General features: G+C 72.9%; 16 protein-coding genes. 8 read left to right on the plus strand and 8 right to left on the minus strand.

Annotated features, from left to right (window positions below):
* Window positions 1-285 precede the first annotated feature (285 nt).
* Window positions 286-1023 (plus strand): class I SAM-dependent methyltransferase, encoded by a 738-nt coding sequence (locus CLV40_RS22885; RefSeq protein ID WP_104481030.1) that lies wholly within the window; start codon window positions 286-288, stop codon window positions 1021-1023.
* On the opposite strand, the gene CLV40_RS22890 is transcribed toward CLV40_RS22885, so the two are convergent.
* The 3 genes from CLV40_RS22890 to CLV40_RS22900 are packed head-to-tail and all read right to left on the minus strand — an operon-like array spanning window position 1020 to window position 4347.
* Window positions 1020-2228, minus strand: a complete 1209-nt coding sequence (locus CLV40_RS22890; RefSeq protein ID WP_104481031.1) for an ABC transporter substrate-binding protein — start codon at window positions 2226-2228, stop codon at window positions 1020-1022. The two genes, CLV40_RS22885 and CLV40_RS22890, sit on opposite strands and share 4 nt — an antisense overlap.
* Window positions 2225-3277 (minus strand): ABC transporter ATP-binding protein, encoded by a 1053-nt coding sequence (locus CLV40_RS22895; RefSeq protein ID WP_245931486.1) that lies wholly within the window; start codon window positions 3275-3277, stop codon window positions 2225-2227. The genes CLV40_RS22890 and CLV40_RS22895 overlap by 4 nt, the downstream gene beginning before the upstream one ends.
* Window positions 3274-4347 (minus strand): FecCD family ABC transporter permease, encoded by a 1074-nt coding sequence (locus CLV40_RS22900; RefSeq protein WP_245931488.1) that lies wholly within the window; start codon window positions 4345-4347, stop codon window positions 3274-3276. Before CLV40_RS22900 ends, CLV40_RS22895 begins: the two co-directional genes overlap by 4 nt.
* A gap of 200 nt (window positions 4348-4547) precedes the next feature.
* Here CLV40_RS22900 and CLV40_RS22905 point away from each other — a divergent pair, with 200 nt between their 5' ends.
* Window positions 4548-5300 carry a class I SAM-dependent DNA methyltransferase gene (locus CLV40_RS22905; RefSeq protein ID WP_104481034.1) on the plus strand — a complete coding sequence of 251 codons (753 nt, stop codon included), beginning with the start codon at window positions 4548-4550 and terminating at the stop codon, window positions 5298-5300.
* Here the strand turns inward: CLV40_RS22905 and CLV40_RS22910 are convergent.
* A complete protein-coding gene (locus CLV40_RS22910) occupies window positions 5273-6415 on the minus strand; it encodes an MFS transporter (RefSeq protein WP_104481035.1) in 1143 nt (380 codons plus the stop codon). The genes CLV40_RS22905 and CLV40_RS22910 overlap by 28 nt on opposite strands.
* Window positions 6416-6568: 153 nt before the next feature.
* On the opposite strand from CLV40_RS22910, the gene CLV40_RS22915 reads away from it, so the two are divergent.
* Both CLV40_RS22915 and CLV40_RS22920 read left to right on the plus strand, forming a co-directional pair.
* Window positions 6569-7630 (plus strand): pyridoxal-phosphate dependent enzyme, encoded by a 1062-nt coding sequence (locus CLV40_RS22915; protein WP_374065078.1) that lies wholly within the window; start codon window positions 6569-6571, stop codon window positions 7628-7630.
* Window positions 7627-8832 carry an ATP-grasp domain-containing protein gene (locus CLV40_RS22920; protein ID WP_104481036.1) on the plus strand — a complete coding sequence of 402 codons (1206 nt, stop codon included), beginning with the start codon at window positions 7627-7629 and terminating at the stop codon, window positions 8830-8832. The genes CLV40_RS22915 and CLV40_RS22920 overlap by 4 nt, the downstream gene beginning before the upstream one ends.
* A gap of 7 nt (window positions 8833-8839) precedes the next feature.
* On the opposite strand, the gene CLV40_RS22925 is transcribed toward CLV40_RS22920, so the two are convergent.
* Window positions 8840-9397: a sigma-70 family RNA polymerase sigma factor gene (locus CLV40_RS22925; protein ID WP_181043671.1), complete on the minus strand. Its 558-nt coding sequence runs from the start codon at window positions 9395-9397 to the stop codon at window positions 8840-8842.
* 64 nt (window positions 9398-9461) lie between these two features.
* Here CLV40_RS22925 and CLV40_RS22930 point away from each other — a divergent pair, with 64 nt between their 5' ends.
* Together CLV40_RS22930 and CLV40_RS22935 are read left to right on the plus strand one after the other, a co-directional pair.
* Window positions 9462-10178 carry a zf-HC2 domain-containing protein gene (locus tag CLV40_RS22930; RefSeq protein ID WP_104481038.1) on the plus strand — a complete coding sequence of 239 codons (717 nt, stop codon included), beginning with the start codon at window positions 9462-9464 and terminating at the stop codon, window positions 10176-10178.
* Between the two features lie 190 nt (window positions 10179-10368).
* On the plus strand, window positions 10369-10782 hold the full coding sequence (locus CLV40_RS22935) for a hypothetical protein (RefSeq protein ID WP_104481039.1): 414 nt from the start codon (window positions 10369-10371) through the stop codon (window positions 10780-10782).
* Between the two features lie 94 nt (window positions 10783-10876).
* Here CLV40_RS22935 and CLV40_RS22940 read toward each other — a convergent pair whose 3' ends face one another.
* Complete coding sequence (locus tag CLV40_RS22940; RefSeq protein WP_181043672.1) at window positions 10877-11896, minus strand: AfsR/SARP family transcriptional regulator; 1020 nt, start codon at window positions 11894-11896, stop codon at window positions 10877-10879.
* A 517-nt stretch (window positions 11897-12413) separates the two neighbouring features.
* Between CLV40_RS22940 and CLV40_RS22945 the strand changes: the two genes are divergently transcribed.
* Window positions 12414-12878, plus strand: a complete 465-nt coding sequence (locus tag CLV40_RS22945) for a hypothetical protein (RefSeq protein WP_104481041.1) — start codon at window positions 12414-12416, stop codon at window positions 12876-12878.
* Window positions 12879-13016: 138 nt separating this feature from the next.
* Here the strand turns inward: CLV40_RS22945 and CLV40_RS22950 are convergent, their stop codons facing one another.
* Window positions 13017-13463, minus strand: coding sequence for an SMI1/KNR4 family protein (locus tag CLV40_RS22950; protein ID WP_104481042.1), 447 nt, complete (start codon window positions 13461-13463; stop codon window positions 13017-13019).
* A gap of 197 nt (window positions 13464-13660) precedes the next feature.
* Between CLV40_RS22950 and CLV40_RS22955 the strand changes: the two genes are divergently transcribed.
* Window positions 13661-14458, plus strand: coding sequence for an antibiotic biosynthesis monooxygenase (locus CLV40_RS22955; protein ID WP_245931490.1), 798 nt, complete (start codon window positions 13661-13663; stop codon window positions 14456-14458).
* Here the strand turns inward: CLV40_RS22955 and tyrS are convergent.
* Window positions 14418-15812, minus strand: coding sequence for a tyrosine--tRNA ligase (tyrS, locus tag CLV40_RS22960; protein WP_104481043.1), 1395 nt, complete (start codon window positions 15810-15812; stop codon window positions 14418-14420). The two genes, CLV40_RS22955 and tyrS, sit on opposite strands and share 41 nt — an antisense overlap.
* Between the last annotated feature and the right edge of the window lie 27 nt (window positions 15813-15839).

Below are 15839 nucleotides of genomic sequence, written 5' to 3' on the forward strand. Positions count from 1 at the left end.
TTCCGGATGAGCGGTGGATTCCGGGCGGGCGAGGGTGCCGGGCGGTCGGCGGACGCGAAACCGGCGGCGGTGCCGGGCAGGCAGGTCCGAACGGGCAGGGGTGCCTTGCGGGGCAACGGGTTCCGGCGGGCCGCGAGAGCACGGGACGGGGACCGGGAGTTCCGAAGTCGGACGGGGGTCGGTTTCGGGTGGCCGGCGGGTTCGCGGCTGGGGGTGAGGAGCACGGGAACCGGACGAACCTCGCCGACGACCACTGGGCGGAGGCGATCCACGAGGGAGCGGGCGATGAACTGGTACGAGGACGACGACCTGTGGGTGGGGTTCGCGGACGTGATGTTCCCGCCCCGCCGTGAGGCCGAGGCCGAGCGGTTGGTCGGTGAGTCTCCGTTGTTCGGGCTGGTGGCTGGGCAAAGGGTGCTGGATCTCGGGTGTGGGCCCGGGACGCACGTCGTGCCGTTGGCCCGGGCGGGCGCGGTGGTCACCGGGGTGGACCTGAGCGCGGCGATGCTCGCGCGCGCCCGGGAAGCCTGTTCGCGGGCCGGGGTCGAGGTCACGCTGGTGCGCGCGGACATGCGCGAACCCGTCGCGCCAGGCGGGTTCGACCTGGTGATCAGCATGTACACCTCGTTCGGCTACTTCACCGACCCCGGCGACAACCTGGCCGTGCTGCGCAACGCCCACGCGGCTCTCGCGCCGGGCGGGCGACTGCTGGTCGACCTGATGGGCAAGGAGGTGTTCGCGGGCTGGGTCGGCCGCCCCCAGGCCGTGGATGTCCAGGGCGGCACCGTGTTCATGCGCGACACCGTCCTGGACGGCTGGACCCGGTTGCGCAGCGACTGGACCTACGTGCGCGGTGCCGAGGTGCGGCACGCCTCCCTCCACTCCACCCTCTACAGCGCCGCCGAACTGCGGGCGTTGTTCGCCGAAGCCGGGTTCACCGACGTCGAGTGCTTCGGCGACTTCGACGGCTCGCCCTACGACAACCACGCGCGGAGGCTGATCGTGCGGGGAACGCGCGCCTAGGGGCGGACGAAGCACGTGGCCTTGGCGCCCGGGAAGAGGTCCGGGGCCAGGCCGATGGCGATGTCGCGGGTGAGCAGGTCCACGTCCAGGTAGGTCTTGGCCCGGCACTCCTGGAAGTTCGCGTCCGCGCCCACCAGGTACGCGCCGTCGCGGATGGGGCGGAAGCGGGTCATCCTGGGGTCCGCGTCGATGGTGGCGCGGGCCTGGGCGGCCGGGTCGTAGACGATGAAGAAGTCGGCGTCGGCGGCGGCGCCGATGGCCTGTTCGAAGTCGTAGTGCTTGCCGTTGGGGGCGTTGTTGTCGCGGGCGAAGACGTTGGTCACGCCGAAGCCGGACAGCAGGCGGCCGACCAGGGTCTGTTCGCCGTGGCCGTGCATGAAGTCGCAGCTCTTCTCCGGGCACACGCTGACGTACCCGACTCTGCGGTTGTTCACCTTGCCGGACACGGCGGCCACCACCTCGGTGAACCTGGACTTGATCGCCGCGAACTCGGTGTTGGCGGCGGCTTCCGCGTTGTAGAACGCGCCGACCATCTTGATCCATTCGGCGGACGCGAGGGCGGTGCGCTCCAGGCGGTTGGACACGCTGACGCCCGGTAAGCCCGCCGCGCGGGCGTTGCTGATGTCGTCGAAGCCCGGTCCGAAGCCGGACATGAGAATCACCTGGTTGCCCAGTCCCAGCACGGCTTCGCGGTTGAGGTCGGTGTACTCGCCGATCGAGAGGGGGTTGCCCGCCTGCTGGACGACGCCCGCGTACCACTTGTCCTTCTTCGCGTTGCCAAGGAGTTGCCCGCTGAGCCCCTTGACGCTGCCGTTCTTCCCCAGCCGATCCACCATCGCGAGCGCGTTGAACGACGTGACCGCCACAGTGGTCACCGGCACCTGCACGAACAGCGCGCCCGCGAGGTCACCGGCCGCCTCGGGACGCGGTGTGCCGCACTGGTAGAGCACGTACCGCAGCTCCCCACCCGCCGCGTTCTCCGTGTCCTTCAAGGTGATCGTCTTGTAGGACCCGTGGTACGCGATGTCCCACAGCTCCGACTCCTCGACGGCGCTCTTGTCCGGGAAGTAGTCCTTCCCCTGCGCGTACTCGGTGACGCAACCCGGCGCGCTCCCCCGCGCCCCCGCGGGAGCCGTGCCCCCGCAGCCCGCGAGGACCAACGCCAAGGCGGACAAGCCCGCGGCCAGTCGGATGACTCTGTTCACTGTGCTGCTCCTGCGTTTCCGTGGGGCTGGAGTGCGGCGGTCGCGGTCTGGTCGCGCAGATGTGTGACGAGGGAACCGAATCCGACCCCGTCGGCGCGCACCGGTCCCTCGGCGCGCCAACGACACGGCGTGCCGTCCTCGACGCGGAGCACGTGCTCGGCGGACGAACCGGGAGACCACCCCGCCCGCCGCACCGCGTGCTCGGCCCACTGCCGCGTCCGCCCGTCGGCGTCGACCCGCACGGTCGCGCCGGGCACGGTGTGATCAGCGACGACCACGGTGGCCGCGGCGTCGTCGAAGGACATGTTCTCCCCCGCGAAAACCCGGGCCACGGCGTGGCCGTGCGCGAGGTCCTCGGGGGCACCGGCGGTCACCGTCGCGTCGTCGCCGACGAGCCACACCTGGTCGGCGCGGCGCAGCGCGAAGCCGAGGTCGTGGGTGGACAGGATGATCGCGGCGCCGGTGGTCGCGGTCAGACGGGTCAGCATCGCCGCCAACTCGATGCGGCGGGCCACGTCGAGGAAGGCCGTCGGCTCGTCCAGCACCAGCACCGCGGGTTCCTGCGCCAGCGCGCGGGCCACCATGACGCGCTGGCGCTCGCCGTCGGACAGGTCGGTCAGCGGCCGGTTCCGCAGGTCCTCGACCCCGGCGTCGACCAGCGCCCGGTCCACCGCCGCGCGGTCCCGGTCGGCCGCGCGGCCGAGCCACGACCGGTACGGCAGCCTGCCGAGCGCGACGACCTCCTCGGCGCTCATCTGCCCCACGTCGACCGGCTCCGTCAGCGTGACCGCGAGCCGCCGGGCCCGTTGCCGGGGGGACAGCGACGCGAGGTCGTGCCCGTCCAGCAGGACATGGCCCGCCAGCGGGGGTTGCGCGCCGACGAGGGTGCGCAGCAGGGTCGACTTGCCCGCGCCGTTCGGGCCGATCAACGCGATCAGCTCGCCGGGCCGCGCGGCCAGGTGGACGTCGCGCAGCACCGTCGTCGTGGGGCGGCGGCGACGCCGGTAGCCCGCCGACAGCGCCACGGCCCGCAACGCGGGGGCGTTCACCGCGCGCTCCGCTTGGCCCGGCCGGAGAGCAGCACCCACAGGATGACCGGCGCGCCGACGAACGCGGTCACCGAGTTCAGCGGCAACGACGTCGCGGTCAGCCCGTTGCCGCCCGCGACGTACTCCGCGACCAGCACGATGATCGAGCCGATGAGCGCCGAGGCGGGCAGCACGAGCCGGTGGTCGGAGGTGCGCAGCAGCCCCCGGGCGAGGTGCGGCGCGGCCAAGCCGACGAACCCGATGGCACCGCAGTAGGCGGTGGTGATCCCGGACAGCACCGCGACGCTGGCCAGGCACAGGAAGTGCACCCGGCGGACGTTGACCCCGAGGCTGCCCGCGTAGCGCTCGCCGAGCAGCAGGGCGTTGAGCGGCTGGGCGAGGAAGACCGACAGGACGAGCACCACCCCGCAGGACGCGGCGATGACGCCCAACTCGTCCCAGGTCACGTTGCGCACCGAGCCCCGGGTGAACCCGGCGAGGGCCTGCAACCGGTCCGGGTCGGTGTAGTAGACGAGCATGTCGACCAGGGCACCGGCCAGGTAGCCGAGCATCACGCCGACGACCAGCACCACGACCGGGTCACCGACGCGCCGGGCGATGCCGAGCGCGATCAGCAGCACCCCGGCCGCGCCCGCGACGGCGGCCCCGGTGACCCCGAGCTGGCTGACCACGCCGAGACCGGCCAGCCACCCCACGCCGCTGGTGCCGAGGATGACGACCGCCGCGCCGAGCACCGCGCCGGAGCTGACGCCGAGCACGAACGGGTCGGCCAGCGGGTTGCGGAACAGGGTCTGCATCTGCGCCCCACCGACCGCGAGCGCCGCGCCCGCCAGCAGCCCGGTGACCACCTTGGGCAGCCGGGCGTCGAGCACGATCGTCCGGCTGAGGTCGGACTCCGTACCCTGGCCGGTCAGCGCGCGCAGCACCTCGCCGATCGGGATCGCGATCGACCCCTGGGCCAGCAGCACCACGGACGCGACCGCCACCAACGCCACCAACAGGGCGAACAGCCCGCTCACATACCCGGCTCTCCGGGTTCTCGGCGGCGCGGTCACCTGTTCGTCTGCCACGCCGCTACTCGTCACCGCGCACCCTGTTCCTCCCCGCCGCTTCCCCCACAGGGGTCGGACCGGTCCACCTTCCGGTTCCCATGATCGCGATCAGCACCGGATCGGGAACTCCACCGATCGGTCGACCGATACGCACCAGGTCGGGAACTCCACCGATCGGTCGACCGACCAGTGGGGCGGACCACCGCGGGGAGGACTTCATGGAGCACGGGCCGGGGACCTACGGCGACCTGAACGCCGACGTCTACGACGACTGGCACGCCGCGCACGACCCGGCGGACGCCGTGCGGGGCTTGGTGGAACTGGTCGGGGAAGCGCCGCCGGGGCCGGTGTTCGAACTGGCCGTCGGTACCGGACGGGTGACGATCCCGCTCGCCGCGCGGGGCGTCGACGTGCGCGGTGTGGACGCCTCCGAGGCGATGGTGGCGCGGATGCGGGCCAAGCCGGGCGGGGCGCGGATCCCGGTGGTCATCGGCGACATGGCCGATGTCGACCCGGGCACCGATGAGCGGTTCGCGGTGGTGTTCGTCGTGTTCTCCACGTTCTTCTTCCTGACGACGCAGGAGGAGCAGGTGCGCTGCTTCGCCAACGCCGCGCGGCGCCTGCTGCCCGGCGGCCTGTTCGTGCTGGAGACGCCCATGCCGGACGTGGCCCGCTACGTGCGCGACCAGACGCTGGAGACCCACCAGGTCGGGCTGGACCGGGTGCGGCTCGTCGCCGTGCGGCACGACCCGGTGGCCCAGCGGCTCGACGGGCACCACGTGCTGATCACCGGCGACGGCATCCGGCTGGCACCGGCGTTCATGCGCTACGCCTGGCCGACCGAACTGGACCTGATGGCCCGGCTCGCCGGTTTGGACCGCGCGTACCGCTGGGGTGGTTGGCAGCGCGAACCGTTCCGCGGCGAGGGCAACTACGTCACCGTCTACCGCAAGCCCACGGCGGACTCCTGACGGGCCCGGCGCGCGACCAGCGGCAACGGCAGCAGCACGCACTGAGCCGCCACGGCCAGCCAGAACCCCGGCAGCCACACGGTTTCGAACACCCCGTAGACGGCGCCCCCGACCACACCGCTGAGCAGCGCGCCGATCCCGGCCGCGAGCCGCTGCTGCCCGAAGGTCACCGTGGCCGACCGCGACGAGCCCTCAAGCGCCGCCAGGTCGTTCTTGAGGAACAGCACCGCCGTACCCGCGCTCATCGCCGCCGCGCCGAACGCGACACCGACCACGTGGCCGGTGGTGAAGGCCGACATACCCAAGGCCATGCAGGCGAAGCCGACCACCGCGACCACGGGGTAGCGCACGCCGCCGACCCATTTCGCCGCCATCGGCTGAACCGCGACCAGGCCGAGGGAGTAGCCCATCATGACCAGCCCGTAAGCCATCGCGGGCAGCCGGTCCTCGGTGAACGGCGCGAGGTAGTGGTAGAACTGCATGTACAGGTAGTGGGTCAGCACCGTGACCGCGAATGGCTTGACGGCCAAGCCACGCAGGACGCGGCGGAACGGCTCGACCCGCGTCTCGGCGGGGGTTTCCCGTTCCAGGAACAGGTGTCCGACCACCAACGCGCCGTAGAGCGCGGCGTTGAGCGTGAACAGCCGGGCCGGTTCGTGCAGGAGAACCGCGCCGAGAACGGGTCCCAGCGCGATGCCGAGGCTGCCCGCGGCGTTGCCCGCCGACAGGGCGCGCGGACGCTGCTCAGGGGTCGCCGAGTGCACGAGATAACCGCGGTAGGCAGGCGAATAGAGCGCACCCGCGCCGCACGCGGTGAACAGGGCGAGCACCGTCAGCACCGGGCTGCTCGCGCCGACCAGGTACAGCACGGCGGCGGCGCCGTAGAGCAGGGTCGCGGCGAGCAGACATCGCTTGAGCCCCACGCGTTCGGCGACGGCCGCGGTGAACGGCGCGCCCGCGAACTGGACCAGCGTGGCCGCGCCGAGCACGACGCCGACCTGGGCCATCCCGGCGCCCAACCGGTCGCTCAGCACCACGGCCAGGTACGGGTAGACCGCGAAGGTGCCGACGTTGACCAGGCACCCGTAGACCATCAGCGCGGTCCGCCCACCCATCCACAGCCTCCCGCTCCGCCAGTCCTCGTCCGGTCAGAGGTCGAGCCACGGTCGTGTGAAGTTCCCGCTGTGCGCGACCGGTTCGTCACTCCCGGGAACCCCAGGGGGTCGGTCGACGACCAGATAGGACTGATCCACTGGGAGGTGCGAACCGTGCGCGACCACATCACCGCTCCGGCCCCGCCGGTCCACGAACACGTCACGGACGCCATCAAAGCGCCCGCGCTCATCCGGCTCACGCCGAACACCGTGCTGGTCCGCTTCGAGACCCTGAAGGTGTACTCCGCGCTCGGCGCGGTGCGGCACCTGCTGGAGACCGGGGTGCTGCGCCGGGGGCAGACGGTGGTGGACAGCTCCAGCGGCATCTACGCGCTCGCCCTGGCGATGGCCTGCCACCGCTACGGGCTGCGCTGCCGCATCGTCGCGTCCACCACGGTCAGCGACGCCATGCGCGCCCAGCTGGAGATCCTCGGCGTGACGGTGGACCGGATGCCGCCGACCGACGACCTGCTGCTGGACCAGCACCGGCGCGTGCGGCTGGTCCAGGAGTTGCTGGCGCGCGACCCGGACCTGCACTGGATGCGCCAGTACCACGACCCGCTGCACCACCTGGGTTACGCCGACCTCGCCGACCTGCTGCGGCGCGCGCTGCCGGGGGAACCGCTGACGGTGGTGGGCAGCGTCGGCACCGGCGCGTCCACCGGCGGGCTGACCAGGTCGCTGCGCGCGCACGACCCGCGGGTGCGGCTGGTGGGCGTGCAGCCGTTCGGCAGCGTCAGCTTCGGCAGCGAGCGGTTCACCGACCCGGACGCGATCATCGCCGGGATCGGCAGCGCGATCCCGTTCGACAACGTGCACCACGAGCTGTACGACCGGATCCACTGGCTGGACTTCCAGCACGCCATGGCCGCCACGGTCGGCCTGATGCGGGAGCACGCCGTGTTCGCGGGCCTGTCGACCGGCGCGGCGCACCTGGTCGCCGCGTGGGAGGCCGGGCGGGAACCGGCGCGCACGCACGTGGTCATCGGCGCCGACACCGGGCACCGCTACACCGAGCGCGTCTTCACCCGCCACCGCGAGGCCCTCGACCCCGCGCGGCTCGCGCCCGCCGAGATCACGTCGCTGACCGACCTGGCCCCGCCGTGGGCCACCCTGGACTGGGCGCGCCGCCCGGCCGTCCCCGTGCCAGGCCCCCGGAAGGACCCCGTGCCGTGACCATCGCCCTGTTGGAAGCCCTCACCTTCGGCCTCGGTCGGCTCGCCGACGCCGCCGACTCCGCCGGGCACGACCTGGTGCTGCTGACCGGCGACCGGTCGGTGTACCGGCACGAGCTGGCGTCGGTGGGCGACCGGGTGCGGGTCGTGGACATCGACACGACCGACGTCGACGCGTGCGAACGCGCGCTGCGCGCCGAACCCGGTCTCGCCGGGCTGATCGGCTCCACCGACACGTGGGCGATCCCCGGGGCGGACCTCGCGCGCCGCCTCGGTCTGCCCGGCCCGGCGCCGGAAGCGGTGCGCGCGTTGCGGGACAAGGGGGTGGTGCGGGCGCGGCTGCGCGAGCACGGGCTCAGCCGCAGCGGCCCGCTCGACCCGGTGACCGCGTCGGTGTTCCCCTTGATCGTCAAGGACTCCGCGGGCACGTCGTCGCGGGCGGTGTGGCTGTGCCGTACTCCGGCGGAGCGCGACGCCGCGCTGCTGGCGGCCGTCGGGGTTCCGCTCAAGGGGCACCTGGTGGCCGAGCCGTACTTCGAGGGTCCGCTCTACAGCGCCGAGACGATCACCTGGGCGGGCCGGACGCGGCTGCTCGGGATGCTCAGCAGGCACCTGTCCCCCGAGCCCGTGCGGCGGGAGGAGGCGTCCGCGTTCCCGGTGGCGTTCCCGGCGGAGGAGGCGGCGGAGCTGGCGGCGTGGATCGGTCGGGTGCTGGCGGCGGCCGGGCACGAGCGGGGGTTCGCGCACACCGAGTTCGTGCTGACGGCGGGTGGTCCGGAGGTGGTGGAGGTCAACGCGCGGATCGGCGGGGCGCTCGTCGGCGAGGCGCTGTGCCGGGGGTTGGGCACGAACGTCTACGACGCGATGGCTCAGGTGGCGCTGGGCGTTCGGCCGGGGCTGCTGGACGACGCGGTGGGGCCGGGTGTCGCGTCGGCGTTCGTGGCGCTGTACCCGCGCGTGGCCGGGGTGCTGGAGGGCTGGACCGGGCTCGACCGACTCCCCCACCTGCCCGGCGCGCCGCGCTGGTACCCGACGGCGAGCCCGGGTGACGTGCTGGAGCACTTGGCCGACCAGCGCTCGTGCACCGGCCTGGTCTTCGCGGAGGGACCGACCGCCGAACTGGCCCTGCACCGCGCGTTCGCCGCGGCGGGCGGAGTGACCCCAGTGGTGATGGCCCGGGAACCCAGCGCGGCGGTGTCGTGACCGGGGGTCAGCCCGCCTCGCTGGCCGAGTCGGCGGCGACGGCGCGGACGAGGTCCTCGCGGGCGCGGGCGACCCGGGAGCGGATGGTGCCGACCGGGCAGCCCGCGACCTCGGCGGACTCGGCGTAGCTCAGGCCCAGGACCTGGGTGAGCACGATGGCCTCGCGGCGGTCGGGGTCGAGGGCGTCGAGGAGCAGGGTCAGCTCCACCGCGCCCTCGAAACCGGTCACCGCCGAGCGGCGGTCGACCTCCTGCTCCCACACCGCGCCCGCGGTCACCCGCGGCCGGGACCGCGCCATCCGGACCTGGTCGACGACCACGCGGCGGGCGATGGAGAGCAGCCAGGTCTTGGCCGACGCGCGGGCGGCGAACCCGCGCAGGCTGCCCAGCGCCCGGGCGTAGGTCTCCTGGGTGAGGTCGTCGGCGACGTCGGCGTCGGCGAGGAAGGCGACGAACCGCCACACGTCGCGCTGGGTGGCGCGCACGAAGCGCTCGAGCGCGGCGCGGTCTCCGGAGCGGGCGGCCAGCGCCCAGCGCGTCACCTCGTCGTCGGGGGAGATCGTCACAGGATCGGATCGTAACCGCACCTGATCGGGAACTACTACGGGGTGAGAGGCGACAATTCCTCATGTGGAATGCGATACCTGCCGTGAATCGCTCTCGGCGCGCCTCGACGGCGAGGTCGAGCCCCGGCCCGCCGAGGCCGTCGACGCGCACCTCGCGCAGTGCGCCGCCTGCGCGACCTGGCACGCCCAGGCCCAGGCGGTGACCAGGATGATCCGGGTCCGCCCCGCCGAACCGGTCCCCGATCTGGTGGCGTCGGTGCTGTCCCCGCCCCGCGCCCTCCCGGTCGCCCTCCCCCAGCGGCTGGCCCTGATGGTGGTCGCGCTGGTGCAGCTCGGCCTGGCCCTGTCCCAGCTGCTCACCGGCGCGTCCGGCGGCCACGCGGGCCACGACCTCGCCGGCCACCTGTTCAACGAGGGCGCCGCCTGGAACCTCGCCCTGGGCGTCGGCCTGCTGGTCGCGTCGCTGCGCGCCGACCGGGCCGCCGGGCTGCTGCCGACGCTGATCGGGTTCGTGGGCGTCCTGGTCGCGTTCTCGGTCCGGGACCTGGTCGCGGGCACCGCCACGGTCGAACGGGTGGCGTCGCACCTGCCGGTGGTCACGGGGCTGGTCCTGCTGTTCCTGGTGTCGCGCGCGGTCCGCGCCGAACCGACCCCGGGGGCGAGGGTGCCGGGGTCGGACGAGGGCGCGGCGGGCGAACCGGCCGCGGGCGAGCCGACCCGCCGAACCGGCCGCGACGGCAAACCCCGACACCTGCGCCCCACCGCCAAGCGAGCCGCCTGACAACAACCGGGCGGCCCCTGGCAAGGCCGCCGTGACATCGCCCAGGTCCAACGACCGGCTCGGCCGTGCCCGCGGCGGGCTCCGCACCGGACCGAGCACGCGGTGACGGCCGAGTCGACGCCGGACTTGGCCCGCGCGCTGTCAGGCCCGGCCGGGGACGCGCGCGCCTGCGTGCGCGCGCTGAAGGCGGATGCCCGGGAACGCGCTGGTTCGAGCCGCCCTCGACCTGCGCGCGGTCCTCGGCTCGCACGACGAGGACCGGCGCCGCGGTCTCGGTGTCGACCGCTCCACCGGCGCGGCCCTGGCCCGTGCCCTGCTCACCGCGGCGAAGCCCGACTACGGCCCCGAACCGGCACTCCTGCCCGGCGGCGAACGGCACCGCGGGTTCCCGGCGCCCCGGGAGCACCGGCCGGAGCCGTGGCTCCCGCGCTGCCCGCCGGACGCCACGAGCGCTGACCGCCCAGTCCGGTCGGGTGGGATCCGCCCGGTATCCCGAGGTTCGGGCGGTACCGGGGGCGGGAACGAAGCGGGAACGAACGGGGAGTGGGCGGCGGGAGAGTTGGTCTCAGCGACCACGCACGTCCCGCATCTGGAGTCCACCTGATGAACACTCCCCTGATCTCGCTCAGGACCGCCCTCGGACCGGCCATCGGCGGCACCCTCTTCTTCGTCGCGGCGCACTTCCTGCCGCCCACCCCCTACTGGGACGGGTTCTTCCGGGTGCTGCCCGCGGGCCTGCTCCTGCTGGCGATCAAGCCCGCCCTGCCCCGTGGGCGGTGGTGGTGGCGTTCGTTCGTGCTCGGCGCGCTCACCACGGGCCTGTTCACCGTCCTGCTGCTGATCTCCGCGCAGCGGCTGCCCGGCGGTGTCGCCAGGCCGTGGTCGTCGCACTGCTCGACGGCCGCGAGCAGCGCGGCCAGTTCCGCGTCGCGGCCCGCGCAGTCGGGGACGTCGTAGGGCAGCGTCTCCGGCCGCGCGGTCGCGGCGGGCTCCCGGCTCGCGGGCGCGGGCTCGACCCGCGGCGGGTCCAGTTCGGGGTCGTTGCGCAGGATCTGCTCGAACCGCTCGGCCATCATCGGACCGGGGTTGATGCCCAGCTCCTCCACCAGCAGCGACCGGCCGTCGGCGTAGACCCGCATCGCCTCGGCCTGGCGGCCGGACTGGTGGAGCGCGACCATCAGCCGCGCCCACAGCGCCTCCCGCAGCGGGTGCTCGGCGACCAGCGCGCGCAGCGGTCCGACCAGGTCGGCGGCCTCGCCCAGTTCCAGCCGCAGCTGCGCCAGGCGCTCGGTGGCGGCCAGCCCGCGCTCCTCCAGCTCCGCCGCGGTGGCCCGCAGCACGGGCACGTCCATTCCGCTCAGCGGCGCGCCCCGCCACAGCCGCAAGTCTAGCGCCTCGTCGGGGACGGTGAGCCGGTAGCCGGGGCCGTCGGTGCGGATCAGCCGGTCGCCGTCGGGCGGCCTGCGCCGCAGGTCGCCGACCGTCTCGCGGATCTGGTGCGCCGCCGTGGACGGCAGGTCCTCCCAGGCGGCGTCGACCAACCGGGACAACGGGATCACGCGCCCCGGCTCGACCAGCAGCGCGGCGAGCACCCGCTCCTGCCGGGGCCCGCCCAGGCCGAGTCTTCGGCCGTGGTGCCAGACCTCCAGGTTCCCCAATATCCGGAACGCGGGCTCCCCACCGGACCCGATCTCCGCCCCACCCAACTCGACCCCCACCGGACAGTCACCCCAGACGCGCGAATGGATCAAGGCAGCACAACCCGATTCCGCTCCCCCGGTCCCGACAACCCGTGACGGTTCCCGAGGGCCGGCCACCACTACCGTCGGGAAGACGGACCCCGTCCACTCCCCGGCAATGCGGGACACCCTGACGGTCGCGCGCATTCACCCGGTCGGCCCCGCATGCGCGCCGCCGCTTCGCGAGAGCGCGGAACCAGACCGCCGTTGTCCACAGTGGATAGTCGACACCCGGACCGACGAAGGCCTGATTGGCGGTCGGCGAACATTCGCGTTTCGGACTTCGCGGGCCATTGTTCGAACGCCGAAATACGGCCGGTTTCGATTCGCCTCGTCAACGCCCGGCACGACCGGTCCACAGTCGACAGACGCGCTATCGGCGAAAAGTGAGCACGATTCACGGCGGCGCGTTGTTCAGCGGCGAGTTTCACTCAATGGAGTGGCCAATCCCGCGCGGTATACCCGGGAACCGCGCCCCGTCCATACCCTGACCCGCATGACGCCCCACACCACCCGCGCCCTGGGCGCGACGGTGCTCGCCGCGGCCCTCCTGCTGGGCACCACCACCCCGGCCACGGCGACACCCAGGCCGGTCAAGGCATCCGTGCGGCTCAAGTGCGCCCCGGGCACCTGGCGGGTGGAGTACACGGCGAGCACCCGCGGCCACGCTCCCGCCACAACCATCACCACGCGCGTCGACATCGGCGTCGTCGACGAGTACGGCCCCGACAAGGTCACCGGAGAACCCCCGTACGGCCTCGGCGCGGCGGCCACGACGGGCGATATCCCACACACCGTCGACGCGAGAGGAAAGTGGACCACGCACGAGGTTCTCGGCACAGGCCCCCGCCCGTCGGGATTCCCGCGCGCCAGGAAACAAACCACCACCGTCACCCTGCACGTGGACGGCGGCACGGGCCTGACCACCGCCACGGACACCTGCACCCTGCGCGTCCGCTGATTTTCCCATTACCAAAAGGATTCCGGGCGGTCCGGGGGTCAGCGGTCGCGCCGCCAGGCGATCTCGACCGATCCTCCGGCGCAGGCGAGCCCGTGACCTCGTGCCCGCGTCAGCGGTCGCCCTCCGAGAGATCCGGTTCTACCCGGCCAGTTCGTCCAGCAGGAACTCGGTGAACGACGGCCACTCGCGCACGGCGTCTCTGCCTTCGACGTACAGGTGCACTCGAGGGTTGTCGGTGGGGTTCGGGTCGAACCAGTAGGCCATGTAGCCCTGGTGCAGCGCGAACACCACGGCGCCGTCGGGCAGCAGGTGGCTCTCGTCGTTCTCGGCCAGCAGCTCGCGGGCGCCTTCCGGCACTTCCAGGATCCTCGGGTGGAAGATGTCCGTCCCGACCAGGAACGCGCCCGCTTCTCGACCCATCCTCCGGAGGAACCCGATGTAGTACGCCGGCAGCGCGGACACGCCCTGGGCCGCCCGGACGGCCTCGATCTCCGCGTCGGTCAGCCCGGCGAACGCGCCGTCGGGCCGCCACTGCCGGATCTTGGCCTCGAACAGGTCGAAGAAGTCATCGACGTCGTCCCGCACGGTGGATCTCCCCTCCCGGTCTGTGCGGAGGATGGTGCCGGCACCGGACGGCGGACGTCCGCTCCTTTTACCGCCGCGTGGCGCTCTTCCTCGTGTGCGCACCGGAGACGGTGGCGCCGGGTTCTGGGCACGGCGGCGGAGAGATCCCCGTAAAGAACGTACCTGTCCCCGCGCACGCGCGGTGCTCGACTGTGGACGTGACGATTGAGTACATCCGCTACCGGGTGTCCGCCGACCGGGCGGCGGCGTTCGAGGACGCCTACCGCCGCGCCGTCGCCCACCTGGCCGCGGCACCCGAGTTCCGGGACGTCGAGCTGAGCCGCTGCGAGGAGGACCCGGAGAGCTACGTCATCCGGTTGACCTGGACGTCCACTCGCGACCACCTGGAGGGGTTCCGGAAAGGGCCGCACTTCCCGCCGTTCTTCGCGGAGGTCCGGGAGTTCGTCGACGACATCGAGGAGATGCGCCACTACGCGCCGGTGGACATCGCCGACCCCGTGCCGACGCTGTACGAGTGGGCGGGCAGCGCGGAGGCGTTGACCAAGCTGTTCGACGCGTTCTACCGGCGCGTCCCCGACGACGAGGTCCTGGCCCCCGTGTTCGCGGGCATGCACCCCCACCACGCCGAGCACGTCGCGGCGTGGCTCGGCGAGGTGTTCGGCGGTCCCCGCGCGTACTCCGAGCACCACGGCGCCACGCGCACATGGTGGCCAAGCACCTGGGCCGGGGCATCACCGAGCGGCAGCGCGGGCGGTGGGTCGAGCTCCTGCAGGACACCGCCGACGTCGTCGGCCTGCCGGACGACCCCGAGTTCCGCTCGGCGTTCGCCGGCTACCTGGAGTGGGGCACCCGGATGGCCGTCGTCCTCTCCGCGCCGGGCGCCGAGACCAACCTCGACGAACCCGTGCCGACCTGGGGCTGGGGCAACGTCCGCCCCTGGCCGGGCTGACCCGATCAGGCGTTGGGGATGCGGGCGAGCTTGCGGCCGACCTTGAGGTACAGGTCGCCGGTCCGGCCGTCGAGCTTGGCCTTGACCAGCGCGTCCAGCGGCTCGCGGGTGTCGTCCGCGTCCAGTGGCACCTGCTCCTGCTCGCCGTCGGTCTCGACCACGAGGCGCAGCCCGTTCTGCTGGGCCACGCGCCGCACGTCGCCGTTGCTCTTGGCGAAGCCGAGCGCCTTGACCACCTCGGTCACCGGCTGCCCCAGGTCCTCGACCGCGGGCAGGTCGTCGACCTCGCCGAAGGCGCGCTTGGAGAAGCGGGCCACGAACTCGTCGCGGGCCTTCATCGCGGCGTCGACGCCGTGGATGGCGGCGGTGACCTCGCCCGCGAGGATCTTCTTCAGGTCCATGGGGTGCAGCGTGCCCGCCGCCACCCGCTCCGCCGCGACCGCGAGCTCGGAGTCGAGCCACTCCGACAGCGCCCGGAAGTACGGCTCGACCAGCCGGTCGGGGACCGACATGAGCTTGCCGTAGATCTCCCCGGGCGGGGCGGTCAGCGGGACGTAGTTGCCCTTCGACTTGCTCATCTTGGCGCCGGTGCCGTCGGTGCCCTCGATCAGCGAGGTGGCGACCACGACCTCGGCCTGCTGCCCCTGGATGTCCATGACCTTGCGGCACATCTGCATGTTGAGGAACTGGTCGACACCGCCGACCTCGAGGTCGCACTCCGTCTCCACCGAGTCCAGGGCCATCACGACCGAGTACATCAGCTCGGCCAGCGACAGGCCCTGCCCCAGCTCCAGGCGCTTGCGGAAGTCCTCGCGCTGCAGCGGCATGGACACCGGGATCTGCGCGACGATCTCGATGATCTTCGGCAGGGTGATCGCGCCGAGCCACTCGCTGTTGCGCCGGAACTGGGCCCGCTCGAAGTCGAAGAACGGGGTGACCTGCTCGCGGTAGGTGGCGAGGTTGCGCGCGATGTCCTCGTCGGTCAGCGCGGGGCGGTCGTCGGAGCGGCCGGACGGGTCGCCGATCTTGGCGGTCATGTCGCCGACGATGAACACCACGTCGTGGCCCATCCGCTGGAAGCGGCTGAGGATGAGCATCGGCACCGAGTGGCCCAGGTGCACCTCGGCGCCGGTCGGGTCGATGCCGAACTTCGCCACGAACGGGCGGCCCTTGGCGGCGGCGTCGACGATCCGCGCGGCCAGCGAGTCGGTGGAGGGCTGCAACTCCTGCGACCGGGCGCCGATCAGCGCGGCCTGCTCGGCCGGGGACAGGTCCGACAGGTCCAGGCCGCGGCGCCCCGCGGTCTCCGCCAGCAGCGCGCGCACGGTGGCGTCCGCCGCGAGGTCGCCGTCGGTGAGCAGGGCGGTGGCGCGGTCGACGGACTGGCTCAGTCGGGTCATCAGAGGTCTCCAGGGCAGGGGGCTTGC

Origin of the sequence: Actinokineospora auranticolor (genome assembly GCF_002934265.1) — a bacterium.
GTDB classification, from domain to species: domain Bacteria; phylum Actinomycetota; class Actinomycetes; order Mycobacteriales; family Pseudonocardiaceae; genus Actinokineospora; species Actinokineospora auranticolor.